Raw genomic sequence first — 26,908 nt, forward strand, 5'->3', positions numbered from 1 at the left:
TTCTTGGCCGGCCGATTCCACCCGCAGGGTGGTCCATGGAGGCCGTGCTTCGTGCCCGCGTGATCACTCCTGCACGGTCCTCGTCGTGCAACGATGGAGCTATGAATCGACTGGCAAGCTCCCAGTCGCCCTATCTCCTCCAGCACGCCTCCAATCCAGTGGACTGGTGGCCATGGGGAGAGGAGGCGATGCATGAGGCCAAGCGGCGCGACGTACCCATCCTTCTCTCGGTGGGCTATTCGTCGTGCCACTTAGCCTGCTGATTCACTGGTGTCACGTCATGGCGCACGAGTCCTTCGAGGACGAGGCCACCGCCGCGTACATGAACGAGCACTTCGTCAACATCAAGGTCGACCGCGAGGAGCGGCCCGACGTCGACGCCGTGTACATGGAGGCCGTGCAGGCCGCCACCGGGCAGGGCGGCTGGCCGATGACGGTGTTCATGACGCCGGACGGGGAGCCCTTCTACTTCGGTACGTACTTCCCGCCCGTGTCCCGCCAGGGCATGCCCTCCTTCCGGCAGGTCCTCGAAGGGGTGCACGGCGCGTGGGAGACCCGGCGGGAGGAGGTCGGCGAGGTCGCCGCGCGTATCTCGCGGGATCTGGCGGCCCGTTCGCTGGACGTCGCCGGGGGCTCCGTGCCCACCGGGGCCGAGCTGGACGCCGCGCTCACGACGCTGGGCGGGGAGTTCGACGGCGCGCACGGCGGTTTCGGCGGGGCGCCGAAGTTCCCGCCGTCGATGGTGCTGGAGTTCCTGCTGCGCCACCACGCCCGTACCGGAGCGCCGCAGGCGCTGCGGATGGCGGAGGAGACCTGCGACGCCATGGCGCGCGGCGGGATCTACGACCAGCTGGGCGGCGGCTTCGCCCGCTACTCGGTGGACGCGCGGTGGACCGTGCCGCACTTCGAGAAGATGCTCTCGGACAACGCGCTGCTCTGCCGCGTCTACGCCCACCTCTGGCGGGCCACCGGCTCCGAGCAGGCCAAGCGCGTCGCGCTGGAGACCGCCGACTTCCTGGTGCGCGAGCTGCGGACGGCCGAGGGCGGCTTCGCCTCCGCGCTGGACGCCGACAGCGAGCGCGCCGACGGGACGCACGCGGAGGGCGCGTACTACGTGTGGACGCCCGCCGAGCTGCGGGAGGTGCTCGGCGAGGAGGACGCCGCGCTGGCGATGCGGCACTACGGGGTGACCGGGGCCGGCACCTTCGAGGAGGGCGCCTCGGTGCTCCAACTCCCCGATGAGGGCGGTGCGGACGAGCCCGACCGCCTCGCCTCCGTCCGGCAGCGGCTGCTCGACGCGCGCGACCTGCGCCCCCGTCCGGCCCGCGACGAGAAGGTCGTCGCCGCCTGGAACGGCCTGGCCATCGCCGCGCTCGCCGAGGCCGGCGCCTACTTCGACCGCCCGGACCTGGTCCAGGCCGCCATCGACGCCGCCGACCTGCTGGTCCGCGTCCACATGGACGCCCCCGGGGGGCGCCTCGCGCGCACCTCCCGCGCCGGGGCGGCCGGCCTGAGCGCCGGGGTGCTGGAGGACTACGCGGATACGGCGGAGGGCTTCCTGACGCTGGCCGGGGTGACGGGCGAGGGGGTGTGGGTGGAGTTCGCGGGGCTGCTGCTGGACACCGTGCTGCGCCACTTCCGCTCGCCGGACGGCGCGCTGTACGACACGGCGGACGACGCCGAGGCGCTGATCCGCCGCCCCCAGGACCCCACCGACAACGCCGCCCCCTCCGGCTGGAGCGCGGCGGCCGGGGCGCTGCTGTCCTACGCCGCCTACACGGGCAGCGCACAGCACCGCCTGGCCGCCGAGCGGGCGCTGACCGTGGTCGGGGCGCTGGGGCCGCGCGCCCCGCGCTTCACCGGCTGGGGGCTGGCGGTGGCGGAGGCGGCGCTGGACGGGCCGCGCGAGATCGCGGTGGTCGGGCCGTCCGGCGATCCGGCGACGCGGGCGCTGCACCGGGCCGCGCTGCTGGCCACGGCGCCGGGGGCGGTGGTGGCACTGGGCGCCCCGGGGGCGGACGAGGGCGTCGCGCTGCTCGCGGACCGGCCGCTGGTGGACGGGGCCCCGGCGGCGTACGTCTGCCGGGACTTCACCTGCGCGCTGCCGGTCACGGACGCGAAGGCGCTGGCGGAGCAGCTGGGTTCGTAACGGAGGGCCGCGGTGCGAAGGGACGGCGCGCGTCCCTTCGCACCGCGGCCCTTTCCGCTCGTACGACGGCCCCGGGGGAACTCAGGCGTGCTGGTAGGCCACCAGGGAGATCCCCACGTAGTGCACGACGAAGGCCGCCAGGGTGAAGCTGTGGAAGACCTCGTGGAAGCCGAACCAGCGCGGGGAGGGGTCGGGCTTCTTCATCCCGTAGACCACCGCGCCCATGCTGTAGAGCAGTCCGCCGACGACGACCAGGACCAGCACCGCGATGCCGCCCTGGCGCATGAAGTCCGGCAGGAAGAAGACCGCCGCCCAGCCCATCGCGATGTAGCAGGGCGTGTAGAGCCAGCGGGGGGCGCCGACCCAGAAGACGCGGAAGGCGATCCCGGCGAGGGCCGCGGCCCAGACGAACCACAGCAGGGCGTCGCGCCGGCCGCCCTCCAGGAGCAGGATCGTCAGCGGCGTGTACGTGCCGGCGATGATCAGGAAGATGTTGGCGTGGTCGAGTCTGCGTAGGACGGCGTGGGTGCGCGGGGACCAGTTTCCGCGGTGGTAGAGGCCGCTGACGCCGAAGAGCAGGCAGGCGGTCAGTGTGTAGACGCCGCAGGCGAGCCGGCCGCGCGGGCTCTCCGCGAGCGCGGTCAGGACGACGCCGGAGAAGAGGACGGCGGGGAACATGCCGGCGTGCAGCCAGCCGCGCAGCTTGGGCTTGACCTGGGCTATGGGCCCGGTCGAGGGTCCGTTCACAGGCTCGGTCGCGGGCCCCGCCGGCCTTGTCGCGGCGGCGGCTTCGGAGTCTGGGGCAGGTGCTGAGGGGCTCACCCGGCCCACTCTACCTACGGCACCGTAAGTTAGAGATCAGTAGGAATGGTGGCACTCCTCACGCTACGCGGACTGGACAGTTCTTCTGAGCTGCACCATCATCAAATGAGCGCACGGGCGGCACCGGGTGGGCTCCGATGAGCGGCGGCCGGGTCGTAGCCCCCAAGGGGCGGCGGACTTGAAAAGCGGATACAGCTGTACAGGTGTACGAAAACATCGAACGGTCGGTACCGCCCACCCCTCTCACCAGGAGCATCGCGGAGTCATGACGCCCCTTACGTCCCCCAGCAACGACGCCCCCACCAAGCACGAAGGACTCATCTCCTGGGTGCAGGAGATCGCCGAGCTGACCCAGCCGGACCGGATCGTATGGTGCGACGGCTCCGAGGCCGAGTACGAGCGCCTCGCCGAGGAACTGGTGGCGAAGGGCACGTTCAAGAAGCTCGACCCGGTCAAGCGCCCCGGTTCGTACTACGCCGCCTCCGACCCCAGCGACGTCGCGCGCGTGGAGAGCCGTACGTACATCTGCGCAGAGCGCGAGGAGGACGCCGGCCCCACCAACAACTGGATGGACCCGGCCGAGATGCGCGAGCTGTTCGCGGGCCCGCAGGGCATCTTCCGCGGCTCGATGCGCGGTCGCACCATGTACGTGGTGCCGTTCTGCATGGGCCCGCTGGGCTCCCCCCTCTCCGCGCTGGGCGTGGAGATCACCGACTCCGCCTACGTCGCCGCCTCGATGCGCATCATGACCCGCATGGGGCAGGCCGTCCTGGACGAGCTGGGCGACGACGGCTTCTTCGTCAAGGCCGTGCACACGGTCGGCGCCCCGCTCGCCGACGGCGAGGCGGACGTCCCGTGGCCGTGCAACGAGACCAAGTACATCTCCCACTTCCCCGAGACCCGCGAGATCTGGTCCTTCGGCTCGGGCTACGGCGGCAACGCGCTGCTGGGCAAGAAGTGCTACGCGCTGCGTATCGCCTCCGTCATGGCCCGCGACGAGGGCTGGCTGGCCGAGCACATGCTCATCCTGAAGCTGACCCCGCCGCAGGGCGAGGCCACGTACGTGGCCGCCGCGTTCCCCTCCGCCTGCGGCAAGACCAACCTCGCGATGCTCCAGCCGACCATCCCGGGCTGGACGGTGGAGACCATCGGCGACGACATCGCCTGGATGCGCTTCGGCCAGGACGGGCGGCTGTACGCCATCAACCCGGAGGCCGGCTTCTTCGGCGTCGCCCCCGGCACCGGCGAGGACACCAACGCCAACGCCATGAAGACGCTGTGGGGCAACACGGTCTTCACCAACGTCGCACTGACCGACGACGGCGACGTGTGGTGGGAGGGCATGACGGAGGAGACCCCCGCGCACCTCACCGACTGGAAGGGCAACGACTGGACGCCCGAGTCGGGTGTCCCGGCCGCGCACCCCAACGCCCGGTTCGCCGTGCCGGCCGCGCAGTGCCCGACCATCGCGCCCGAGTGGGAGGACCCGGCCGGCGTGCCGATCTCCGCGATCCTCTTCGGAGGGCGCCGCGCCTCGGCCGTCCCCCTGGTCACGGAGTCCTTCTCCTGGCAGCACGGCGTCTTCATGGGCGCCAACGTCGCCTCCGAGAAGACCGCCGCCGCCGAGGGCAAGGTCGGCGAGCTGCGCCGCGACCCCTTCGCGATGCTGCCCTTCTGCGGCTACAACATGGGCGACTACATGGCCCACTGGATCAAGGTCGGCGCCTCGGCCGACGCGGCGAAGCTGCCGAAGATCTACTACGTGAACTGGTTCCGCAAGGACGACGCGGGCCGCTTCGTGTGGCCCGGCTTCGGCGAGAACAGCCGCGTGCTGAAGTGGATCGTCGACCGCCTCAACGGCGAGGCGACCGGCGTGCAGACCCCGATCGGCGTCCTGCCCGTACGCGCGGAGCTGGACACCGAGGGGCTCGAACTCTCCGACGCCGACCTCGACTTCCTCCTCTCGGTCGACCCCGAGGTCTGGCGCGAGGAGGCCGCCCTGATCCCCGAGCACCTCAACACCTTCGGCGACCACACCCCCAAGGAGCTGTGGGACGAGTACCGCGCGCTGGTCCAGCGCCTGGGCTGACCCCATCCCGGGGGTGCCTCCACCCCCACCGCAGACGGGCCCCGGCCCCGGGCGCGCACTCGCCCGGGGCCGGGGGCTTTCGGCTGCGGGCGCGGCTCCCGCGGAGTTGTCCACAGGGGGATGCATGAACACCCCACGAGGCGGAAGACTGCCCACGAAGGGCCAGGACTCTCAGGACGCCCAAGGGGGACACGGAGCGATGACGTCGGACGCCACACGGACGCACCACCTGCAGGAGGCCCACCGCACGGACGCCGAGCGCCTGCTCGCCCGCGCGGTGGACGAGGAGGTGCGCCGGACCGGCGGCCGTACGGACGGCGCCGTCCTGCTGGCCCGCGCCCGGGCCGCCCTGGACGAGATGGCCCGCAGCGCCACCGACGAGTACGGCGCCTACCTGCGCGCGCTCGGCGAGGCCGGCGCCGGGCAGCAGACCTTCCGCGAGCACCTCGGCGCCGAGGCGCTGGCCCCCGCCCTCACCGCCGTGACCGTCGCGGCCTCCGTCGCGCTGCTGGTCTCCGCGGACGAGGGCCTGGCCCCGAGTGCCGCCCTGTGGACGGGGGTTGCCGCCGCCCTCGCCGGCGTCGTGGCGACGTTCCTCCAGCGCTGGACGGTGCACTGGTGGGCCTCGCACAGCCGATCCGGCGCCAGCGGCCAGCCCGGCGGCCCGGAGCAGCTGCGCCTGCAGTGGCTCACCGCGCTCGAACTGCGCGGCATCCGCCCGTACTTCGACCAGCAGCGGATGCTCGCCGCCGACAGCCGCGCCGGCACGGGCCCGCGCGCCGCGCAGAGCGCCGCCCGCGTCCCGGCCCAGAGCCCGCCGAGCGGCGGCGACCGCGAGCCGGCGATCCGCGGGGGCGACCGCAGCCAGGCCGCCAAGCGCCGCGCCGTCCTGGAGGGCTCCTGGCGCCAACTCCCCGACACCACAGGGGCGTTCACGGGACGACGCGGCGAGCTGGCCCGTATCGCCCAGTGGGTGCACCACGGCCGCGCCTCCACGGAGACCAAGCCGACGGTGGTCGTGCTGCACGGCCCGGCGGGCGCGGGGCGCACCACACTGGCGGTGCGCGCCGCCCAGCATCTGCGCGACCAGTTCCGCGGCGCCTGCGTGGTGGACCTGCGCGGTGGCGGCGAGGCGGCCGGGCAGGCCCTCGGCGCGGCCCCGCTGCCGACCCGCGACGCCCTGCTGCACCTGCTCAACCGCCTGGGCGCCCCCCGCGAGCAGCTGCTCTTCCGCGAGCGCCCCGCGCACGACGTCCATCTGCGCCGGCTCGTCGAGCTGTACCACCAGCATCTGACGGACATCCCCGTGATCATCGTGCTGGACGACGCGACGGACGCCGCCCAGGTGGGCACGCTGGTCCCGGAGCGCTCGGAGTCGCTGGTCATCGTCACCTCCCAGCAGCGCCTGGAGCTGCCCGCCGGGCTGGACGCCCGCGTGCACCACCTGGAGGTGGGCCCCCTGGAGCCGCCCGCCGCCGAGGAGCTGCTGCGCGCGGTGGCGCAGGAGGCGGACGAGGCGCCCTACGACGCGCAGTCCAGCGACGAGGTGATCGGCCTGTGCGGCGCGCTGCCGCTGCCGCTGCGGATAGCCGGCTCCTCACTGGGCCCGCGCAGCATGGGCACGCTGGCCGGCGACCTGGCGGCGTACGGGCCGGTGGCCCCGGTGGAGCGGGTGCTGTGGCTGCGCTACTCCGACCAGAGCGAGGACGTACGGCGGCTGCTGCGGCGCCTGTCGCTCGCCGGCCGGGCGAGCCTGGGCGCGGCGGCGGGCGCGGCCCTGCTGGGGACGACGGAGAGCGAGGCGGAGCGCCGGCTGGCCGAGCTGGTGCGGGCCGGCCTCATCGAGCACGTGCGCGGCTCGCGCTACCGGCTGCACGACACGGTGCGCCGCTTCGCCCAGGCGCGGCTGCTCGACGAGGAGGAGCCCGCCGAGCGCTCCGCCGCGCAGGACCGGCTGATCCGCAGCTACGCGGAGCTGGCCGACTCGGTGATCCGCCTCGTCGACGGCAAGACCTCCACCCGCGCCGACCAGTTCGGCCACCACGGCTTCGCCTCCCTGGACGCGGCGCTGCGCTGGCTGGACGACGAGACCAGCTTCATCACCTCCGCCCTGCGCCAGGCCGAGGGCCCCGAGCCGCACACGGCGCCCGACCAGGCCGCGGTGCTGCACCTGCTGGGCGCGCTGGCCGACTACTGCCTGCTGCGCGGCGACCTCTACCGCCTGGGCGAGCTGAACGAGCTGACCAAGGCCGCCGGCCAGGGCCTGCTGACACGCTCGGTGCAGTGGCGCACGGGCGTCGCGGCGCGCCAGCTCGGCGAGCTGGACAAGTCGCGCACCACGCTGTCGTCGGTGGTCGACCTCTACCGCGAGGCGCGGCACGAGGCGGGCGCGGCGCGGGCGCTGCGCGATCTGGGCATCACGCTGCAGCAGCAGGGCAGCCTGCCCGAGGCGCGGGCGCGGCTGCGCGAGGCGCTGCGGATGCAGCAGTCGGCACCGCTGCGCGGCGACCGGGCCTGGACGCTGCACGCGCTGGCGGCGGTGGAGCGCGACCGGGCCGATCTGCCCGAGGCGCTGCGGCTGCTCACCGAGTCGCTGGAGCTGCACCGGGAGAGCGAGAGCGTGCACGGCGAGGCGTGGGCGCACTTCCAGCTGGGCCAGCTGCGGCTGCGGCTGGGCGATGTCCCGGCGGCGGAGGAGGAGTTGAGGGCGGCGCAGGAGGGCTACCGCCGCACCCGCGATCCGCGCGGCGAGGCGTGGGCGCTCACCCAGCTGGCGCGGGCCCGCCTCGTCGCCGGGGACGCGGCGGCTGCGGCCGAGGGGCTGCGTACGGCACTGGGGCGCCATCGCGACAACGAGGACGCGCGCGGTGAGGCGTGGACGCTGTACTACCTGGGCCAGGCGCGGGAGGAGCGCGAGGACCACGACGGCGCGCTGCGGGCGCTGGAGCGCTCGCGCACGATGTTCAGCCGGATGCGCGACGTCTACGGGCTGGCCTGCGCCCGCCACCACTCGGCCCGGGTGACGCGCGACATGCGCGCCGAGCAGACGGGGTCGCTGCGCAACTCCGGCTTCGCCCGGCAGCTGCTGGACGACGCGCGCAAGGACTTCCACCGCATAGGCGTGCCGCACGGGGAGGCGTGGTCGGCGGTGGAGCTGGCGGTGATCGACGCCGGCAACGGGCGTGCTCCGCAGGCGCTGGCGCTGGTGGACGAGGCGGTCGGGCTCTTCGCGGGGTACGGCGATCGGCGCGGTGGGGCCTGGGCGCGGTTCCTGCGGTGCACGCTGCTGCCGTTCGCCTCGCCCGGGGGGTCCGAGGTGGGCAGCGCGGTGGCCCAGCAGGAACTGGGCGAGCTGATAGCGGAGTTCACGTCGGATGATGCGGCGGGGTACGCCGGGGATCCGGCGTTGGAGGACTACGCGGAGACGTACGCGTTGCTGCTGGAGCGGGGGGTCGAGCCGGAGACGGGGTGGCAGGCCTGGCGGCTGGGCATGGTTCCCAGCCGGCGGTCCCGGGAGGTCATGGGGGCTGCGGTTGTGGGGTGAGGGGGGCTGCTTTGCGTCGCTGGGGCGGGGCCTCTCCGCGACAACTCCGAAAAGCCATAGGGATTGACTTGCCATCGGTCGATTTGCTGCTCTGTCGGGGGCCTGCGTTGCGGAGGGTCTTTTCGGAGTCGTCGCTCCGGGCCCCTCCCTTGGGCGGCCGGCTTCCTGTCGCGCTCGGGGGCTGTCTCGCTCCGGAGTCCTCCCTTGGGCGGCCGGCTTCCTGTTGCGCTCGGGGGCGGTCTCGCTCCGGAGCCCTCCCTTGGGCGGCCGGCTTCCTGTCGCGCTCGGAGGCGGTCTCGCTCCGGAGCCCTCCCTTGGGCGGCCGGCTTCCTGTCGCGCTCGGGGGCGGTCTCGCTCCGGGCCCCTCCCTTGGGCGGCCGGCTTCCTGTTGCGCTCGGAGGGTTCTCGATCTGGGGGTCACTTCAGGGGGATGGTTAGGGTTCCTTCGATTACCTCGCGGGCCACCTCCCGCAGGGAGCGGCGGTGGGAGCGGGCGTGGTCGCGTAGGAGCTGGAAGGACTGGTCTATCGGCAGCGACAGGCGTGCGGCGAGCATTCCCTTGGCCTGCTCGATCAGTACCCGGCTGATCAGTGCGTGCTGCAGCTGGTCCGCCAGGGTGCGGCTCGCCGTCAGTTCCCGGACTCGCCAGAGGCTGAGCGCCGCCGCGTCTGCCAGGAGCTGGGCCAGGGCTGCCGTTCCCGCGTCGGGTGGGGGCTGGGTGTCGCGTAACAGGATCAGCGCGCCCAGGCGCTCTGTGCCGTACAGGAGGGGGAAGGCCGCCGCCTTGTGTACGCCCAGCTGCTCGGCCCGGGGGGCGTAGTAGGGCCAGCGGTGCCGGGCCACGGCGCCGGTCAGCCCCACCTCGGCCACCGCGCGACCCTGGCGGACGCAGAGCGCACCGGGGCCCTCGCCCCGGACCGCCGCCTCCAGCTCCAGCGCCGCCAGCCGCGGGTCCAGCGCGCCGGCCACCGCCGGCTCGTGCTCCCGACCCGTCAGCAGGACCACCGCGGTACGCGCGCCCAGCAGCCGCGCACAGCTGCCGGCGAACCGGCCCAGGAAGGCCGGTAAGCGATCGTGCTCCTCCGGGGCGGCGGCCAGCTCCACAAAAGTCGCCGCCAGTTGGTGCTCCGTCATGACGCCTCCGCCCACGCCCGCTCCACCGGGCCCGAGCCTACGCCCCATGGGCGGGGCCGCCGCGCGGCCGCAGGGGGGCGTCCGGCGGCGGCCTGCGGGATCAGAGGGGTCTGTCGCCCGTAGGAGCGACGCCGTTGCGGGCCTCCTCCTCGATCTCCTGCCGCTCCTCGAAGTCCACGCGCTTCATATGGGTGTTCATGCTCCTCAGCAGCTGCCACACCGCGAGGGCGAGCACCGCGAAGACGACGAAGCCGAGCAGGCCCGGCGTCACCTTGTCCTGGTCCAGCTCCTTCGCCAGGGGAAGCAGCCGGCCGGTCAGATAGCTATTCACGGAATCAATTGTCCCGGATGCCCGCGAAGAGGTCCGACTCGGGGAGGGAGGTCTCCACGAGGGACTTCACCAGCTCGTACTCCTCGGTCGGCCAGACCTCCTGCTGGATCTCCAGCGGCACCTTGAACCACGGGCCGTCCGGGTCGATCTGCGTGGCGTGCGCGATCAGCGCCTTGTCACGCACCGCGAAGAAGTCCCCGCAGGGCACGAAGGTGGTCAGCTCGCGCTCCGTGCGGTTCCACTCGTCCCAGCGCTTGAGCCACTCCCCGTAGGGCGACTCCATGCCGCGCTCCTCCAGGGCCCGGTGCAGCGCCTCGGTGCGCGGGCGGTTGAAGCCCTGGTTGTAGTAGACCTTCAACGGCTGCCAGGGCTCGCCGGCCGCCGGATACCTCGTCGGATCGCCGGCGGCCTCGAAGGCGGCCATCGTGATCTTGTGGGTCATGATGTGGTCGGGGTGCGGATAGCCGCCGTTCTCGTCGTACGTGGTGATCACGTGCGGGCGGAACTCGCGGATCAGCCGCACCAGCTCCCCCGCCGCCTCGTCCACGTCCTGCACGGCGAAGCAGCCCTCCGGCAGCGGCGGCAGCGGGTCGCCCTCGGGCAGCCCGGAGTCGACGAAGCCCAGCCACGACTGCTTGACGCCGAGGATCTCGCGGGCCTCCTCCATCTCCATGCGGCGCACCTCGTGGATGTTCTCCTCGATGTACGCGTCGCCCTGGAGCTTGGGGTTGAGGATCGAGCCGCGCTCGCCCCCCGTGCAGGTGGCGACGAGGACGTCGACCCCCTCGGACACGTACTTGGCCATGGTGGCCGCACCCTTGCTCGACTCGTCGTCGGGGTGCGCGTGAACGGCCATCAGTCGCAGTTGCTCAGTCAAGATCCGGTCCTCGAACGTCTCGTCCAGCGTGTGGCAGTCAGGTCGCTCACGATTACGAGCGGCTTCTATCGGCTTCTATAGTGACCGACAGGACTGACAATTAATTCCGCGCCCCCGGGACACCCCGCGGCGCACGTCCACCACGCGAAGGATCACCCCCGATGTCCGAAACCCAGGTACGCCGCCCGCCCGAGGGCCGCTACGGCCCGGCGCGGGCCGACGACGCCCGGGCCGACCGCCGGCTCAAGGTGCTCGGGGCGGTCCTCGGGGCACTGGGCCTGGGCGTGATCGGCTGGTTCGGCTACGACTACGTGAGCGGCTCGGAGGTCTCGGGCCAGCTCACCGCCTTCCGCGTCGAGTCCGCCGCCCGCACCACCGCCGAGCTGGAGGTCCGCAAGGACGCCGGGGCCGGCGGGGTGTGCACGGTGCGGGCGCTGGCGCAGGACAAGGCCGAGGTGGGCCGCCGGGACGTGCGGATCGCGCCGGGCCACGCCGCGGAGAGCGTGACGGCCGTGGTGCGGACGACGGCGAGGGCGACCAGCGTGGAGCTGGTGGGCTGCCAGCGGGGCTGAGGGCCCCCAGCGAGGCTGAGGGCTCCTCCTACCAGCAGGATTGAGGGCTCCTCCCCACCGTCCCCACCGCGCCGCCCGTTATCCCCTCCCGGTCCGCTGCCGGAATTGTTACGATCGTGGTTTCGCCCCACCCGTGACGGCGTAGGACCTCTACGGGTAGGGCGTTGGTCGTATCCAGCCCCCATCTTTCTTCGAGACATACCGACGAGGAGCATCCGTGACCCAGACCAGCGACAGCGTCACCTGGCTGACCCAGGAGGCGTACGACCAGCTCAAGGCCGAGCTGGAGTACCTGTCGGGTCCCGCACGCGTGGAGATCGCCACCAAGATCGCGGCGGCCCGCGAGGAGGGCGACCTGCGGGAGAACGGCGGATACCACGCGGCCAAGGAGGAGCAGGGCAAGCAGGAGCTCCGGGTCCGCCAGCTCACCCAGCTGCTCGAGAAGGCCAAGGTCGGCGAGGCCCCCGCGGCCACCGGCGTCGTCGCCCCCGGCATGCTCGTGACGATCGCCTTCGACGGCGACCCGGACGACACGATGACCTTCCTGCTGGCCTCGCGCGAGTACGCCTCCGCCGATATCGAGACCTACTCGCCGCAGTCGCCCCTCGGCCGGGGCGTCGCCGACCGCAAGATCGGCGAAGAGGCCACCTACGAGCTGCCGAACGGCAAGAAGGCCACGGTCAAGATCCTGGAGGTCAAGCCCTACACGGGCTGAGATCCCTCTCCTGGATCCCGTGGATCTCCCGGATCCCGTGGATCCTTCCGGACACGCGAAACGGCGGGGCGGCTGCGGTTCTCTTACGAACCGCAGCCGCCCCGCCGTCGTGTGCCGCGCGCTCGCGGGCCGCCGGGGCCGCCCCTCAGGCGGCGGCGTTGCGGTACTTGCGCACCGCGAGAGTGCGGAAGACCACGATGATCAGCAGCGACCACAGGATCGAGGCCAGGACCGGGTTCTGCATCGGCCAGGCGTCGGACTGCGAGACGCCCGGGTTGCCGAACAGCTCGCGGCACGCCTGGACGGTGGCACTGAACGGGTTCCACTCGGCGATGTGCCGCAGCCACGGCGTCATGTTGTCGGTGTCCACGAAGGCGTTGGAGATGAACGTCACCGGGAAGAGCCAGATCAGACCGCCGGAGGTGGCCGCCTCCGGAGTACGCACCGACAGGCCGATCAGTGCGCCGACCCAGGTGAAGGCGTACCCGAGGAGGAGCAGCAGGCCGAAGGCGGCCAGCGCCTTGCCGAGGCCCTCGTGGATCCGCCAGCCCACCAGCAGCGCCACGATCGCCAGCACGAAGAGCGTGAGCGCGGTCTGCACCAGGTCGGCCAGGGTGCGGCCGGTGAGCACCGCGCCGCGCGCCATCGGCAGCGAGCGGAAGCGGTCGATGAGGCCCTTGTGCATGTCGTCGGCGATGCCCGCGCCGGCTCCGGCGGTGGCGAAGGTGACGGTCTGGGCGAAGATGCCCGCCATCAGAAACTCGCGGTAGGCCAGCGAGCTGGTGCTGTCGCCGATCTTCATCGAGCCGCCGAAGACGTAGCTGAAGAGCACTACGAACATAATTGGCTGGATCAGGCCGAAAATGACCATCTCAGGAATCCTGCTCATCCTGATCAGGTTCCGCTGGGCGACGACCAGCGAGTCTCGGATCGACTGCGCCGCGCCGCCCGTGCCGCGCGGGGCGGAACTGATAGGCGCGACGGTGGTGTTGGCGGTCACTTGGCCCTCTCCTTCGAGTCCTTCGGGTCCTGCGCGTCCTTCGCGGCGTCCTTGCCGTCCGCCGTGGCCCCTGCTCCGTTGGCCGGGGCCACCTCGGCGGCGTGGCCGGTCAGGGAGATGAACACATCGTCCAGGGTGGGGCGGCGCAGGCCGATGTCGTCGATCTCCACGCCGCGGTCGTCGAGGTCGCGGATGACGTCCGCCAGCAGCTTCGCGCCGCCCAGGACGGGCACGGTGAGCTTGCGGGTGTGCTCCTCGACGGCGACCTCGCCGACGCCGCGGCCGCGCAGCACCTCGACGCCGACGGGGATGTGCGCGCGCTCGTGCACCACGACCTCGACGCGCTCGCCGCCCGTCTGGGCCTTGAGCTGGTCGGCCGTGCCGCGGGCGATCACGCGGCCGTGGTCGATGACGCAGATGTCGTGCGCGAGGTGGTCGGCCTCCTCCAGGTACTGCGTGGTCAGCAGCAGCGTGGTGCCGCCCGCGACCAGGTCCTGGATGATCTGCCACAGCGCCTGGCGGTTGCGCGGGTCCAGGCCGGTGGTCGGCTCGTCCATGAACATCACCGGCGGGCTGACGACCAGCGCGGCGGCCAGGTCCAGACGCCGGCGCATACCGCCGGAGTAGGTCTTGGCCAGGCGGTCGGCGGCGTCGGCGAGGTTGAAGCGCTCCAGCAGCTCGTCCGCGCGGGCCTTCGCGGCCTTGGCGTTCATCTGGTAGAGCCGGCCGACCATCGTCAGGTTCTCGCGGCCGGTCAGCAGTTCGTCCACCGCGGCGAACTGGCCGGACAGGCCGATGGAGCGGCGGACCTCGTTGGGCTGCTTGAGCACGTCGATGCCGGCGACCTGTGCGCGGCCGCTGTCGGGCTGCAGCAGGGTGGTCAGCACGCGGACCGTGGTCGTCTTGCCGGCGCCGTTGGGGCCCAGCAGTCCGAGGACCGTGCCCTCGGGAACGTCGAGGTCGACGCCGTCCAGTGCCCGTACGTCGCCGAAGTTCTTCACCAGACCTTCGGCGTAAATGGCGCCTGGCATGTCGATATCTCCCATGTCGTGGGTTTCTGCGCCGCTCGGCGCACATGTCTAGCCGAAGCCGGGTCGAGGCGGCAGCGGGATCGTGGGAAGACCGTAGGGCGACGCGATATATCGCGTCAAGGCGTGAGTAAGGGTTTCCACGCGGGCGGACGGCTGACTGCCCGCGCCACACCGCGCCCCTCGTTGCCCCCCTCTCACTCCATGACCGTGTATCCCGCGTCCCCCAGGGTCGCGAGCACCTGTGCGCAGTGCTCGGGCCCCTTGGTCTCCAACTGCAACTCGACTTCGGCCTCTGCGAGCCGCAGCCTGGGATCGGTCCGGGTGTGGCTCACATCGAGGACGTTAGCGTCCAGGTCTGACAACACCCCCAGAAGCTGCGCCAGCGCCCCGGGCCGGTCCGCCAGCGCCAGCCGCAGCGAGAGGTAGCGCCCCGCCGCGACCATGCCGTGGCGCAGCACCCGCTGCAGCAGCAGCGGATCGACGTTGCCGCCGGAGAGCACCGCCACCACCGGCCCCTCGAAGGCGCCCGGATCCGCCAGCAGCGCGGCGACGGAGGCCGCGCCCGCCGGCTCGACGAGCAGTTTGGCGCGCTCCAGGCACAGCAGCAGCGCGGCCGCGAGCTGGTCCTCGGTGACCGTACGCACCTCGTCGAGCAGATCGCCAATGATTTTGAACGGGACCGCGCCGGGCCGCGCCACCTTGATCCCGTCGGCCATCGTCGCCACCGACTCCAGCGCCAGCGGCCGCCCCGCCGCCAGCGAGGGCGGATAGGCCGCCGCCCCGCTCGCCTGCACCCCCACGATCCGCACGTCCGGGCGCAGCGCCTTGACCGCCACCGCGATACCGGCCGCCAGCCCGCCGCCCCCGACGCCCACCACGATCGTGCGCACCTCGGGGCACTGCTCCAGGATCTCCAGCCCCACCGTGCCCTGGCCGGCCACCACGTCCGGGTGGTCGAAGGGGTGGATGAGCACCGCGCCGGTCTCCTGCGCGTACTCCCGCGCCGCCCGCAGGCACTCGTCCACCAGGTGTCCGCCCAGGCGCACCTCGGCCCCGTACTCCCGGGTGGCGGCGACCTTCGGCAGCGGGGCGCCCTGCGGCATGAAGACCGTCGAGCGCACGCCGAGCAGCGAGGCGGCCAGCGCGACGCCCTGGGCGTGGTTCCCGGCGGAGGCGGCGACGACGCCGCGGGCGCGCTCGGCCGGGGTCAGCGCGGCGATGCGGGTGTAGGCGCCGCGGAGCTTGAAGGAGCCGGTGCGCTGGAGGTTCTCGCACTTGAGGTGGACCGGGGAGCCGACGAGGCCGCTGAGGATGCGGCTGCCCTCCAGTGCGGTGGTGCGGGCGACGCCGGCGAGGGTCTTCTGCGCGTCCCGGACGTCGTCCAGCGTGACCGGGGCGGGCGACTGGTCGTTCATGCGGCCAGTCTGGCACTTCCGCCCATACGGGGCAGGGGTGAGCGTCGAACGGACATGCGTGGGACGCCCTGCCTATACCGGCGTGTTCCGCTGCGGCAGACAGGGCACGGGGCTGCGCCCGGCCGCGTACCCTGTGCGCAACCGTCCCTCCGCGAAGTGAGCACCGGCCATGCCGTCCACCAGTGACACCACCGCTCCCCCCCACTCCCCCGCGGGTTCCGCGAACGCGGGTGCCCCCGTCCGGTCTTCGAGCGGCGCCCCGGGCATGCTGGACGAACTCCAGCACCAGGTGGCCGTCTTCGCCCGCCGCGCCGAGCAGACCCGACTCGGCGGACTGGGGCAGGTCAACAACTCCATGGACCGGGCGGCGTACCTCCTCCTCAACCGCCTTGACCAGGAAGGGCCGATGGGGGTCAAGGCGCTCGCGGAGGGGATGGGCATCGACTCCTCCACCGTCACCCGGCAGGTCGCCCCGCTGGTGGACTCCGGGCTGGTGGACCGGGCCACGCATCCCGAGGACGGCCGGGCGGTCGTGCTGCGGCTCTCCGCGCGCGGGCGCGAGCGGCTGGCGGAGGTGCGGTCCTCGCGGCGCGAGCTGATGGCGCTGCTGACGCAGGACTGGAGCGCGGAGGAGCGCGAGCAGTTCACCACGCTGCTGACGCGGTTCAACACCACTGTCTCCACGCTGCATTCACGCTTCGGCGGCGTGGGGACGGCGCCGTCCACCGGGTCCTGACGGCCGGTTGACCGCCGGCGGTCCCGGTCCGTCACCCGGGTTTTCCACAGGCTCACGGCCCCCTCTTGACCGGGTGTACGCACTGCCGTTGAGATGGAGCCGTACGAACGCAGCACATCGGACGGTGCGTCACACAGCACGGCAGGGTCAGGGGGTCTCCGCGGTCGGCGTGGTCCGGCGCGGGGCGGTGAGCCGACAGGAGCGGGCGTGGGCAAGCGGCGGGCGGCCCGCGAGCGGGAGCGGGCCCGGGAGTTCGAGATGTTCGTGGCCGGCGCCTCGGGCCGGCTGCTGCACACCGCGCAGCTGCTCACGAGCGAGCCGCCGACGGGAGCGCCGGCCGCCGAGCGGCTGCTGGTCACCGCGCTGGCGCGCACCTACGCCCGCTGGGAGGCGCTGCACGGCGAGGATCCGTACGAGACGGCGCGCCAGGAGCTGATATCCCGTTTCGCGCATCGGGCGTGGCGCCATCGCCGTTCGCAGGGCGGCCTGTTGGGGAGGCTGACGCCGCAGGAGCGGCTGGTGCTGGTGCTGCGGCTGTACGAGGGGGTGGCGGAGGAGCAGACCGCCGCCGCGCTCGGGCTGCCCCCCGACCGGGTCCACGCCCTCCTGCTCGGCGCGATGTCCGCGCTGCTCAGCCGGCCGCGGCAGATCGTCGGCGCGCGGGCGGGGGCGGGGGATCCGGTGGGGCCGGGGGATCCGGTGGGGCCGGTGGGGCCGGTGGGGGGAGCCGTGACATGAGCAAGGTCGACCGCAAGGAAACCGAGGTGCGGCGGCTGCTGGACACCCCGCACCCGCCGGTGCCGCCGTCGCTGGCCGAGCGCTGCGCGCACCGGGGGCGGCGGATCCTGCGCCGCCGCCGCCTGGTCAGGTGGGGTTTTTGGATCCTGGCCGCGGCGGTCCTCGTCGGCCTGGCGGTCTGGGCCGGCCTCACGGACGCCTGGGTCGGCTCACCGGACACGACGACGCCGGACTTCACCGGCTGACCGCACCGCCTGCCCGCACCGCCCGACCCTCTCCGGCGACCGCCCGCACGCGGGCCGCGCGGCTCGTACGAACCACGCGGCCCGCGCCCCTCGCCCCCGCCTCCCTCAGGCCAGGGCCTGGCGCAGGTCAGCCAGCAGGTCATCGATGTTCTCGATGCCCACCGAGAGCCGCACCAGGTCCGCGGGCACCTCCAGCGGCGAGCCCGCCGCCGAGGCGTGCGTCATGCGGCCCGGGTGCTCGATCAGCGACTCGACACCGCCGAGGGACTCCCCCAGCGTGAAGACCTTCGTGCGGTCGCAGACCTCGACCGCCGCCTCCTCGCCCGCCGCGACCCGGAAGGAGACCATGCCGCCGAAGCCGCGCATCTGCTTGGCCGCGACCTCGTGCCCCGGGTGGCTCGCCAGCCCCGGGTAGAGGACCTCGCTGACGGCCGGGTGCTCGGCGAGCATCTCCGCGACGCGGGCGGCGTTCTCGTTGTGCCGGTCCATGCGCACCGCCAGGGTCTTGATGCCGCGCAGCACCAGCCAGGAGTCGAAGGGCCCGGCGACCGCGCCCATCGCGTTCTGGTGGTACGCCAGCTCCTCGCCAAGCGCCTCGTCCGCGGTGATCAGCGCGCCGCCGACGACGTCGGAGTGCCCGCCCATGTACTTGGTCATGGAGTGCACCACCACGTCCGCGCCCAGCGCGAGCGGCTGCTGCAGGTAGGGGCTGGCGAAGGTGTTGTCCACCACCAGCAGCGCCCCGCCCTCCTTGGCCACCGCGGCGACCTGCGGGATGTCGGTGATGCCGAGCAGCGGGTTGCTGGGGGTCTCCACCCAGACGGCCTTGGTCCGGGGCGTCATCGCGGCCCGTACCGCCTCCACGTCGGAGGTGTCGGCGACGGAGAAGTCGACGCCCCAGCGCGAGGCGACCTTGGCGAAGAGGCGGAAGGTGCCGCCGTAGGCGTCGTTGGGGATGACCACGTGGTCGCCGGGCGCGAGCACCGTGCGCAGCAGGCAGTCCTCCGCCGCCAGGCCGGAGGCGAAGGCCAGGCCCCGCCGGCCGCCCTCCAGCGCCGCGAGGTTCTCCTCCAGGGCGGTGCGGGTGGGGTTCGCGGAGCGGCTGTACTCGTAGCCGCCGCGCAGTCCGCCCACGCCGTCCTGCTTGTAGGTGGAGACCTGGTAGATCGGGGGGACGACGGCGCCGGTCAGCGGATCCGGCTCCTGGCCGGCGTGGATGGCGATCGTTTCGAAGTGCGGCTCGGTGCTCTGCTCGTTCATGGGGACTGAGGGTAGTCGCCGGGCGGTGGGGGCGGTCTGCTTTGCTGGGGGTGACGCCCGTGTCAAGAAAGACCCGTATCCGACCAGCCGGGACAAGCCGTGGAAATCATCGTCACCCTCATCCTCCTCGCCCTGGCAGCCGTGCTGTGCGTGCGGCTGGTGCGCCACTCGCGTGCCCGCGCGGGGCAGGGCGTCCTCGGCAGCGGGCGGGTGGTGGACCCCGCCGTGGAGCTGGGCTTCGCACCGGCCGCCGAGCTGGACGTACGGCTGCCCGGCGCGGACCCGGAGCTGGCCGAGGTGCTGGAGAGCGTCATGGGCTCCGGGGACTGGACGCCGGCGGCGCGGCTGCTGGCGTTCACCGGCGACGAGTGGGAGCTGCGCTGGCAGCGGGTGCAGACGCTGGCCGGCGCGGCGGCGTACCAGCTCGCGCAGCAGCCCGGCGAGGGCGGGGCGTGGCTGCGGCGCTGGCGGGCGGAGGCGCCCAAGGACGCCGGGGGCGCGGAGGTGATGGCCGAGTTCCTGGTCCGGCGGGCGTGGGCGGCCGGCTCGGCGGCCGACGACTACCGGATCATCCTGGAGGAGGCCCGCACGGTCGCCGAGGAGGCCCGGCTGCTCACCCCCGGCAGCCCCGTCCCGGGCATCATCGAGCTGGCCGTCGCGCGCGGACTGGCCTACCGGCGGCCGGACTTCGAGCAGCTGTGGGCACGCACCGAGGCGCTGGCCCCCGACCACCTGGGCGCCCACCTCGCCGCGCTCAGCTACGCCGGCGCCAAGTGGCACGGCACGCGCGAGGACGCCTACGACTTCGCCGAGCGGGCCGCGGCCTCCGCGCCGGAGGGCAGCCTGCTGCCCGCGCTGCCGCTCTTCGCGGTCTACGACCACCTGCCCGAGGCGAACATGGTCGAGGGTCTCTACCGCAGCGCGGTCGTCACCCAGGCCGTCGCGGGCGCGCTCTACGCGGTGGCGCACGCGCACCCCGGCCACCCGATGCTGCCGCACGTGCGGCACCTGCTGGTGTGGTTCCTGGTCCGGGCCGAGCGCTACGAGGAGGCGCTGGAGCAACTGGCGCACGTCGACGGCCACGTGGGCGCGGTCCCGTGGTCGTACAGCGAGAACCCGGCCGCGGAGTACGCCGTCTACCGGGCGCTGGCGATCGCGGGGGCGGGGGGCGGGCGCAAGGTCCAGGGCGCCTGATCCGCGGCGCCTGATCCGCGGCGCCTGATCCACTGGGGCTGGCAGCACGCCTGACCTGCCCGTAGGCTCCCCCCGTTCTTCGATGAATCCGGGGGGATTCCCATGGGTACAGGACGTGCGCTGCGGACGCTGGCGCTGCTTGCCGGCATCTATCTGATCGGGGTCGTGCTGCTCGCCGCCGTCGGCCTCGCCGACTGGCTCGTCATCCTCGCGCTGCCCGCGCTGGGCGTCGACGGGGTCAAACTGCTCCTCGCCTCCCTGGTGCTGGTCGCGGCCGTGCTCGGCGGGGCGGCGCAGCTGCGGGTCGCTCGCGGGTCCGACGGGCGCGGGGTGCCGGTGACGCCCGAGCAGCAGCCCGAGCTGTGGCAGGCGGTGCGGGCGACGGCGCAGCTGGCGGGCAGCCGCGCGCCGGACGTGATCGTCCTCACCGGCGGGGTGGAGGCCGTCGTCTCCGAGGACTGCCGGCTGCTGGGGCTGCTGCCCGCCACCCGGCGGCTGCGGCTGGGGCTGCCGCTGCTCCTGGGGCTGGACCGGGCGCGGCTCGGCGCCGTACTGGCGGCGGAGTTCGCCCGCTACGGGGCCGGGCCGGCGCAGGCCGCCGTGCGGGGGCGGGACGGCATGGTCCGTATCGCCGCGGCTCTGGAGGAGAACGCCGCGGCGGCCGACAGCAGTTGGAGCCGGGTGCTGCGCACCCACGCCGGGCCCTACCGCCGCTACGCCCGTTTCTGCCTGCGCGCCACCTTCGCCGCCGTACGCGGCCAGGAGGTCGCCGCCGATCTGGCGGCGGTGCGGATCGCGGGCCGGGACACCACCGCCGCCGCCCTGCGAGAGGTCGCCGCCCTGCGCGCGGCCCACGCCCACTACCACGCCGCCTACGCCCTGCGCGCCGCGTCCGTACGGCTGCTGCCGCCGCCCGGTGAGATCCTCGGCGGGCTGCGGCGCTTCCTCGCGGAGGAGGGCAGGCAGGCCGAACTCGCGCTCCTGCGGCAGCAGCCGGCCTGGGAGGAGGTCCGCTCGCCGGACGGGCGCGCCACCTCGGCCGAGCGGGTGTGGCTGGTGGAGTCGCTGGCGGACGACGGCCGCGGGCTGCCCGCCGCCGAGCCGGCCGCGGGGCTGCTGCGTTGCGTCGATCGGCTGCTGCCCTCCGTCGAACGGGCGGTGCTGGAGGACCGGTTGACGCGGCTGGCGCGCGTCAGCTGGGAGGAGCTGGCGGCGGCCGTGATGGAGGAGGAGGCCAAGAGCGGCACGTACGCGCTGCGGAGCGCGGTCGCGGACATCACCGGCCGGCCGACCACGATGGGCGCGGTACTCGACGCCCTTGACGGCGGTGCGCTGGCGGCGCGCTTCTCCCGGGAGGAGTTGCACAGGTCCCTGCTGCTGTACGTGGCCGGCGCGCTGGTCGCGGCGGGAAGGGCCTCGTGGGAGCTGTCGTGGGCGTACTCGGACGCCCAGGCGCCGTGGGTGCGGCTGCCGGCGGGCTGGGATTCCCTGCCGGCGGCGCTGGAGGCGGCGACGTTGCCGGAGGGGGGGACGGGGGCGTTGCGGGGGCTGCTGGTGGGGGCGGTACGGGACACGGCGGACGCGGCGGACGCGGTGGGGGCCGAGGCGGGCGGTGTCTGAGGCCGGTGGCTGCGTCGCCGCCGTGGAATGGAGTGCGCGCGGCGTACGTTCGTACCGATGTCCGCCCTCTCGCCACGTATCGGAGCCACCGGCATGTTCACGAACCGTTCGAAGAGCCACCAGGTGACCGCCGCCGAGGCCCTCCCCGGCCGGCCCGACCCCGCGTTCGAGCTGCCGGAGCGCCACACGGTCCTCGGCAACGCGCTGGCGGGCCCGTATCCGGCGGGGCTGGAGGTCGCGGACTTCGGCATGGGGTGCTTCTGGGGCGCCGAGCGGGTGTTCTGGGAGGCGCCGGGGGTGTGGACGACGCTGGTGGGCTACCAGGGCGGGCACACGCCCAACCCGACGTACGACGAGGTCTGCTCGGGCCGCACGGGGCACACGGAGGCGGTGCGGGTGGTCTACGACCCGGCCGTGACCTCGTACGAGAAGCTGCTGAAGCTCTTCTGGGAGTCGCACGACCCCACCCAGGGCCACCGCCAGGGCAACGACGTGGGCACGCAGTACCGCTCGGCGGTCTACACGCACGGCGAGGCGCAGGCCGCCGCGGCGGCGGCCTCGCGCGAGGCGTACCAGCGGGTCCTGCACGAGGCGGGCCTCGGCGACATCACCACGGAGATCGCCCCGGCCCCCACGCACCCGTTCTGGCCGGCGGAGCCCTACCACCAGCAGTACCTCTCCCCGGCGAAGAACCCGAACGGCTACTGCGGAATCGGCGGCACGGGGGTGTCGTGCCCGGTGGGCATCGCGCCCGCGGGCGACTGATGCGCACGACCCCCTACCGGGTCCTCGGACCCGGCTGGGGGATCGCCATCGACCTCACCGCGGAGGCGGCCCTGACGCCCGCGCCTTCGCTCAACGGCGACAGGCTCGGCGCCAGGATCCGGCTGGACGTGACCCCGATCCGCGACCACCGACCCGCCGACCGCTCGGGGAGGTGTCTCACGCCTGCGGAACTGGGCTGGCTGCGCTACGGGTTGGAGCTGATGTCCACCGACATCGAAGCCACCCTCCCCCCGGACCACCACCTCCTCCTGACGGCCCACCGAGTCCTCTTCCCCGAAACGGACTTCCAACCCAAGGGCCTGGCGGGAGCGATGGCGAAGTGGTGCCAAGAGGAGTTCACCCTCACCCACGACCCCACCACACCCGTCATGTACGCCCCCGACGACCACGAATTCGTCTACGCCTGGGAACCACCCCACCCCGACCGCCGCCTGACAGCGACCCGCCTGACCCACCGGGAGCGCGCTCAACGCGGCGCGCCCGTACGCCTCTTGGGTTCCCCGTAACCGGTCCCACCAAAGACTGCGAGTCGCCCGCCGGCACACCACCGTTTCCGAGAGGGCGGCGGACGCGGGCGGCCTCCGGGGAAAACCGGTGGTCGTGAAGGCGGCGGTTCGCGCACGCTGGGGTGTATGGAGATTCCCCAACGCCAGATCCGGGCCGTCCACAGCGCGGACACCGTCACCGTCTATCAGGCGTACTCCCCCGCGATCGGGCTGGCCGCCGTCCGTGACGGGCGGTTCTCCGACGGGTGGAAGCGGGAGCGGATGACGTGGGTGAAGCCGTCGTTCCTGTGGATGATGTACCGCTGCGGCTGGGGGACCAAGGCCGGGCAGGAGACCGTGCTCGCCGTGGAGATCAGCCGGGGCGGCTTCGAGTGGGCGGTCCGCAACGCCTGCCTGTCGGGTTACGAACCCGGCGTCCACCCCGACCGCGCCACCTGGCAGCGGCAGTTGAAGCGCTCCCCCACCCGCGTCCAGTGGGACCCCGAGCGCGACCTGCACCTGCGTCCGCTCCCCCACCGCTCCCTGCAGCTCGGCCTCTCCGGCGAGGCGGTACGCCGTTACGCCGACGAGTGGACGGTGTCCATCCGCGACGTGACGCCGCTCGCCCACGAGATCCACGCCCTGGTCAAAGCCGGGGAGTTGGACGCCGCGAGCCGCCTACTGCCGCCCGAGCGCCCATACCCGATGCCGGAGGACGGGCAGTCCCCGTAACGGTGGGCCCACGGGCCGCCCTCTTTCTCATCCCCCTCTTACCCGCACCTCACGGAGTCATCAAGATCCGTTCCTAGCGTCATGCCCATGTTCTTCACCTACCTACGGCGCGAGCTGCGCCGTCGCCGGAAAGCCGCCGCCGTCATCGCCTCCGGGCTGGCGCTCGGGATCGGGCTGGTCATCGTCGTGTCCTCCGTGTCCGCCGGGATGCGCGAGGCCCAGGACCAGGTGCTGCACTCCCTCTACGGGGTCGGCACCGACATCACCGTCACCAAGGAGCAGGCCGAGGAGGGCGGCGGCGGACCCCGGCGGTTCACCATCGGGGGCGGAAAGGACGGGGGTACGACGACCCGTACCGACGACAATCTGATGCCCGTCGGCGGCTTCGACAAGCTCGACGCCGACGTGGTGGACGCCATCCGCGGCCAGGACGGCGTCGCCACCGCCGTGGGGGCGCTCGCGCTCAACGACGTGACGTTCAAGGGCGAGTTCAAGCCCGGCGAGATCCAGGGAGTGCCCCAGGGCAAGCCCGGCGAGAAGCCGCAGGGGCGGCAGTTCGTCCAGGGCGGCGGCGCGGACGTGGACGTGGACTCCTTCACCGTGACGGGCGTCGACACCGGCGAGCAGAGCGTCGGCCCCCTCTCCTCCTCCAAGGTCACCGCCGGTACGGGCTTCACAGCCGGCGACACGGACGCCCTCAAGGCAATCGTCGACAGCGCCTACGCCAAGGACAAGGGCCTGAAGGTCGGCGAGACGCTCACCATCAAGGGCAAGAAGTTCGAGGTCACCGGCATCGCCACCGCCGACACCGGCGCCGCCACCTCCCAGGTCTACATCCCCCTCAAGCGCGCCCAGACCCTCGCCGACGTCGACATGAAGGACAAGGTCTCCACCGTCTACGTCAAGGCCGACAGCTCCGAGCAGATCGGCGCCGTGAAGAAGGCCATCGACGCCAGCATCGACGGCGCCACCGTCACCTCCTCCGCCGACCTCGCCGAGCAGGTCTCCGGCAACCTCTCCACCGCCTCCAACCTGGCCGACAACATCGGCCGCTGGCTCTCCGTCGCCGTACTGGCCGCCGCCTTCCTCGTCGCCGGCCTGCTGACGATGTCCGCGGTCTCACGCCGGGTACGCGAGTTCGGCACGCTCAAGGCCGTCGGCTGGCGCAGTGGCCGGGTCGTACGCCAGGTGATGGGCGAGGCGCTGGTCAACGGCCTGATCGGCGGCGCGCTGGGCATCGCACTGGGAGTCGGCGGCGCGTACCTGGTCACGGCACTGGCGCCAAAACTCACCGCAGGCGTGGCAGCGACCGAACGCGGCCCCGGCGGCCCCGCCGCCCGCGCACTGGAGTCAGCGGGCGACCAGATCGAGATCGCCCTACGCGCCCCCGTCACCCTGAACGTCATCGTCCTGGCGGTAGCCCTGGCAGCCGCCGGCGGCCTCATCGCAGGCTGCTTCGGCGGCTGGCGCGCAGCCCGCCTACGCCCAGCAGACGCACTGCGACGCATCGCGTAAGGAACCCAGAGCAAGAACGCCCCCCAAGCGCAACAGGAAGCCGCCCTACCCATGTGAGGGGCCCGGAGCGACGACTCCGAAAAGACGCACCGCAACGCAGGCCCCCGACAGAGCAGCAAATCGACCGATGGCAAGTCAATCCCTATGGCTTTTCGGAGTTGTCGCGGAGAGGCCCCGCCCCAGCGACGCGAAGAAGCCCCGCCCCCACAACGCGAAGAACCCCGCCCACCCCAAGGAGCACCCCGCCATGTACACCCTGACCAGCGTCAGCAAACGCTACCGACGCGGCAAGCAGACCATCAACGCCCTGGACAGCATCGACCTCACCATCGACAGAGGCGACCAACTGGTCGTCCAAGGCCCCACCGGCGGCGGCAAGTCCACCCTGCTGCAACTCCTAGGCGGCCTGGACCGCCCCACCACGGGCTCGATCGTGCTGGACGGCACGGACCTGGCGAAACTCTCGGAGGCGAAGCTGACCAAGGTCCGCGCGACGACCGTAGGCTTCGTCTTCCAGTCCTGGAACCTCATCCCCACCCTCAACGCCCGCGAGAACGTGGAGACCGCGCTGGTCCCCCTGGGCGTACGACCGGGAGAGCGCCGCCGCCGCGCGGCGCAGGCGCTGGAGTCGGTGGGCCTGGGCGAGCGCCTGACGCACCTGCCCGGCGAACTGTCGGGCGGCCAGCAGCAGCGCGTCGCGATCGCGCGGGCGATCGTCAAGGAGCCGAAGGTGCTCCTGGCGGACGAGCCGACGGGCAACCTGGACGAGGACATGCGCGACGAGGTGATGTCCGTACTGGAGTCGCTGTGGCGCGAACGCGGCCTGACGTTCGTGATGGTGACGCACGACAGCGCGATCGCGCGCAGAGCGCCGCGACTGGCGGTGATCCGCAAGGGCCGCATCAAGGTGAGCGAGAACGCGGCGGCCTGAGCCACGCGCCGGCTCCGGGCGGCGGTACGCACCGGAGCCCGCGACCGGTCTCAGCCCAGCTTCGCGGCCTGGGCCGTGATCACCTCGGTCGGCTGGGGGTACGCCTCGCCACGGGTGACCGCCGCGATGTTGAACGACACGAAGGTCGCCAGTGTCGGGCCCTGGCGCAGGACGGTGAGCTTCGTGTCGGCTTCGGTGCCGTCCAGTTTCGTGCTCACCGTCCAGGAGAGGGCGTCCCCACCCGCGGCGGATTTCTCCTCGACGATCTTCGTGACCTGCTGCTTCTCGCCGCCGTCCGACATGGTGAAGCCGCCGGCACACGTGCCGCGCGCCTCGCGCAGGGTGGCGAGGGCCTTCTCGGCGGCGTCGGCGTCGTAGGACGAGAGCGACAGCATCGTCTTGGTGATGTCCATCGAGTCGAGCGTCGCGTCCTCGATCTCCTTCTCCGACATGTCCATCAGGTCCTCCGTCTTCGGCATGCCCTTCTTCGCCTTCGCGGACTCCCAGGTGGCGATCCGATGCACGCTCGCCGCCGGCTTGCCCATCGGCAGCGCGCCCAGCGCCCGGGCGACCGGCTCGCACCCGGGCTTGTCGACGGTGAGGGCGTCGCTGTCGGGGAGGTCGTCCTTGCCCGGCTTCTCGACCTTGTGGTCCTTCACGTCGCCGGCGGCCAGCACGCGCTTCTCCAGCTCGGCGGCGCTGAGCGCCTTCGCGGCCGGCTTGTCGGCCTTCGCCTCCGCGGCGCCTCCCTTCTCCTCGCCGCCGCAGGCGGTGGCCAGCAGGGCGAGGGAGACCGCGGAGGCGGTCAGGACGGTACGGCGGATGGCGGCGGATCGCATGGTGTGTCTCTCCCGGGTGTACGCCCGCGCGCGCTGACATGGCACGAGGGTCGCGGAATGCAGACCTCCGCAACGGTGGCGGGGTTGTACGGAACGATCCTTTCGTGATCTTGTCGTCACCTAAGGCCCCCGAGCCGACGGCAGGGTT

23 protein-coding genes and 1 pseudogene are annotated in these 26,908 nt (G+C 72.8%); 15 read left to right on the forward strand and 9 right to left on the reverse strand.

Annotation, left to right across the window (positions count from 1 at the left end):
* Positions 1-101 precede the first annotated feature (101 nt).
* Positions 102-2,149 (forward strand): annotated as a pseudogene (locus ACFQLX_RS03665) (thioredoxin domain-containing protein).
* Between the two features lie 81 nt (positions 2,150-2,230).
* On the opposite strand, the gene trhA reads toward ACFQLX_RS03665, so the two are convergent.
* Positions 2,231-2,896, reverse strand: coding sequence for a PAQR family membrane homeostasis protein TrhA (gene trhA / locus ACFQLX_RS03670; RefSeq protein ID WP_386411832.1), 666 nt, complete (start codon positions 2,894-2,896; stop codon positions 2,231-2,233).
* 340 nt (positions 2,897-3,236) lie between these two features.
* Here trhA and ACFQLX_RS03675 point away from each other — a divergent pair, with 340 nt between their 5' ends.
* Positions 3,237-5,060, forward strand: coding sequence for a phosphoenolpyruvate carboxykinase (GTP) (locus ACFQLX_RS03675; protein WP_386411834.1), 1,824 nt, complete (start codon positions 3,237-3,239; stop codon positions 5,058-5,060).
* Positions 5,061-5,259: 199 nt separating this feature from the next.
* Positions 5,260-8,604, forward strand: coding sequence for a tetratricopeptide repeat protein (locus ACFQLX_RS03680; protein WP_386411836.1), 3,345 nt, complete (start codon positions 5,260-5,262; stop codon positions 8,602-8,604).
* A gap of 417 nt (positions 8,605-9,021) precedes the next feature.
* Here the strand turns inward: ACFQLX_RS03680 and ACFQLX_RS03685 are convergent, their stop codons facing one another.
* The 3 genes from ACFQLX_RS03685 to mca all read right to left on the reverse strand — a co-directional run bounded on the left by ACFQLX_RS03685 (position 9,022) and on the right by mca (position 10,946).
* Positions 9,022-9,738: an ANTAR domain-containing protein gene (locus ACFQLX_RS03685; protein ID WP_386411838.1), complete on the reverse strand. Its 717-nt coding sequence runs from the start codon at positions 9,736-9,738 to the stop codon at positions 9,022-9,024.
* Positions 9,739-9,838: 100 nt separating this feature from the next.
* Positions 9,839-10,069 carry a hypothetical protein gene (locus ACFQLX_RS03690; protein WP_386411840.1) on the reverse strand — a complete coding sequence of 77 codons (231 nt, stop codon included), beginning with the start codon at positions 10,067-10,069 and terminating at the stop codon, positions 9,839-9,841.
* A 4-nt stretch (positions 10,070-10,073) separates the two neighbouring features.
* Positions 10,074-10,946, reverse strand: coding sequence for a mycothiol conjugate amidase Mca (mca, locus tag ACFQLX_RS03695; RefSeq protein ID WP_386411841.1), 873 nt, complete (start codon positions 10,944-10,946; stop codon positions 10,074-10,076).
* Positions 10,947-11,107: 161 nt separating this feature from the next.
* Between mca and ACFQLX_RS03700 the strand changes: the two genes are divergently transcribed.
* Both ACFQLX_RS03700 and greA read left to right on the forward strand, forming a co-directional pair.
* Complete coding sequence (locus ACFQLX_RS03700) at positions 11,108-11,518, forward strand: DUF4307 domain-containing protein (protein WP_386411844.1); 411 nt, start codon at positions 11,108-11,110, stop codon at positions 11,516-11,518.
* Between the two features lie 217 nt (positions 11,519-11,735).
* Positions 11,736-12,233 (forward strand): transcription elongation factor GreA, encoded by a 498-nt coding sequence (gene greA, locus ACFQLX_RS03705; RefSeq protein WP_386411846.1) that lies wholly within the window; start codon positions 11,736-11,738, stop codon positions 12,231-12,233.
* Positions 12,234-12,378: 145 nt separating this feature from the next.
* On the opposite strand, the gene ACFQLX_RS03710 is transcribed toward greA, so the two are convergent.
* The 3 genes from ACFQLX_RS03710 to ilvA form a co-directional block, all read right to left on the reverse strand.
* A complete protein-coding gene (locus ACFQLX_RS03710; protein ID WP_386412111.1) occupies positions 12,379-13,206 on the reverse strand; it encodes an ABC transporter permease in 828 nt (275 codons plus the stop codon).
* 23 nt (positions 13,207-13,229) lie between these two features.
* On the reverse strand, positions 13,230-14,264 hold the full coding sequence (locus ACFQLX_RS03715) for an ATP-binding cassette domain-containing protein (protein WP_386411848.1): 1,035 nt from the start codon (positions 14,262-14,264) through the stop codon (positions 13,230-13,232).
* A 194-nt stretch (positions 14,265-14,458) separates the two neighbouring features.
* Entirely contained in the window at positions 14,459-15,679 is a 1,221-nt protein-coding gene (gene ilvA / locus ACFQLX_RS03720; protein ID WP_386411850.1) for a threonine ammonia-lyase, read from the reverse strand.
* A gap of 169 nt (positions 15,680-15,848) precedes the next feature.
* On the opposite strand from ilvA, the gene ACFQLX_RS03725 reads away from it, so the two are divergent.
* The 3 genes from ACFQLX_RS03725 to ACFQLX_RS03735 all read left to right on the forward strand — a co-directional run bounded on the left by ACFQLX_RS03725 (position 15,849) and on the right by ACFQLX_RS03735 (position 17,398).
* Positions 15,849-16,415 (forward strand): MarR family winged helix-turn-helix transcriptional regulator, encoded by a 567-nt coding sequence (locus tag ACFQLX_RS03725; RefSeq protein ID WP_386411852.1) that lies wholly within the window; start codon positions 15,849-15,851, stop codon positions 16,413-16,415.
* Between the two features lie 207 nt (positions 16,416-16,622).
* Positions 16,623-17,153 carry a sigma factor-like helix-turn-helix DNA-binding protein gene (locus ACFQLX_RS03730; RefSeq protein WP_386411854.1) on the forward strand — a complete coding sequence of 177 codons (531 nt, stop codon included), beginning with the start codon at positions 16,623-16,625 and terminating at the stop codon, positions 17,151-17,153.
* A complete protein-coding gene (locus ACFQLX_RS03735) occupies positions 17,150-17,398 on the forward strand; it encodes a hypothetical protein (protein WP_386411856.1) in 249 nt (82 codons plus the stop codon). Before ACFQLX_RS03730 ends, ACFQLX_RS03735 begins: the two co-directional genes overlap by 4 nt.
* A gap of 105 nt (positions 17,399-17,503) precedes the next feature.
* Here the strand turns inward: ACFQLX_RS03735 and ACFQLX_RS03740 are convergent, their stop codons facing one another.
* Positions 17,504-18,658, reverse strand: coding sequence for a cystathionine gamma-synthase (locus ACFQLX_RS03740; RefSeq protein ID WP_386411857.1), 1,155 nt, complete (start codon positions 18,656-18,658; stop codon positions 17,504-17,506).
* Between the two features lie 99 nt (positions 18,659-18,757).
* On the opposite strand from ACFQLX_RS03740, the gene ACFQLX_RS03745 reads away from it, so the two are divergent.
* The 7 genes from ACFQLX_RS03745 to ACFQLX_RS03775 all read left to right on the forward strand — a co-directional run bounded on the left by ACFQLX_RS03745 (position 18,758) and on the right by ACFQLX_RS03775 (position 25,921).
* On the forward strand, positions 18,758-19,852 hold the full coding sequence (locus tag ACFQLX_RS03745) for a hypothetical protein (protein ID WP_386411859.1): 1,095 nt from the start codon (positions 18,758-18,760) through the stop codon (positions 19,850-19,852).
* Positions 19,853-19,954: 102 nt separating this feature from the next.
* Positions 19,955-21,472, forward strand: a complete 1,518-nt coding sequence (locus ACFQLX_RS03750) for a peptidase (RefSeq protein ID WP_386411861.1) — start codon at positions 19,955-19,957, stop codon at positions 21,470-21,472.
* Between the two features lie 93 nt (positions 21,473-21,565).
* On the forward strand, positions 21,566-22,237 hold the full coding sequence (gene msrA, locus ACFQLX_RS03755; protein WP_386411862.1) for a peptide-methionine (S)-S-oxide reductase MsrA: 672 nt from the start codon (positions 21,566-21,568) through the stop codon (positions 22,235-22,237).
* Positions 22,237-22,764: a hypothetical protein gene (locus ACFQLX_RS03760; protein WP_386411864.1), complete on the forward strand. Its 528-nt coding sequence runs from the start codon at positions 22,237-22,239 to the stop codon at positions 22,762-22,764. The genes msrA and ACFQLX_RS03760 overlap by 1 nt, the downstream gene beginning before the upstream one ends.
* Before the next feature lie 126 nt (positions 22,765-22,890).
* A complete protein-coding gene (locus ACFQLX_RS03765) occupies positions 22,891-23,475 on the forward strand; it encodes a DUF4291 domain-containing protein (RefSeq protein ID WP_386411866.1) in 585 nt (194 codons plus the stop codon).
* Positions 23,476-23,562: 87 nt separating this feature from the next.
* A complete protein-coding gene (locus ACFQLX_RS03770) occupies positions 23,563-24,990 on the forward strand; it encodes an ABC transporter permease (protein WP_386411868.1) in 1,428 nt (475 codons plus the stop codon).
* A 247-nt stretch (positions 24,991-25,237) separates the two neighbouring features.
* Entirely contained in the window at positions 25,238-25,921 is a 684-nt protein-coding gene (locus tag ACFQLX_RS03775; protein WP_386411870.1) for an ABC transporter ATP-binding protein, read from the forward strand.
* Positions 25,922-25,971: 50 nt separating this feature from the next.
* On the opposite strand, the gene ACFQLX_RS03780 is transcribed toward ACFQLX_RS03775, so the two are convergent.
* Positions 25,972-26,760: a hypothetical protein gene (locus tag ACFQLX_RS03780; protein WP_386411872.1), complete on the reverse strand. Its 789-nt coding sequence runs from the start codon at positions 26,758-26,760 to the stop codon at positions 25,972-25,974.
* Positions 26,761-26,908: the final 148 nt, after the last annotated feature.

Source organism: Streptomyces polyrhachis, from assembly GCF_042663125.1.
In the GTDB taxonomy this organism is placed as follows: Bacteria; Actinomycetota; Actinomycetes; order Streptomycetales; family Streptomycetaceae; genus Streptomyces; species Streptomyces polyrhachii.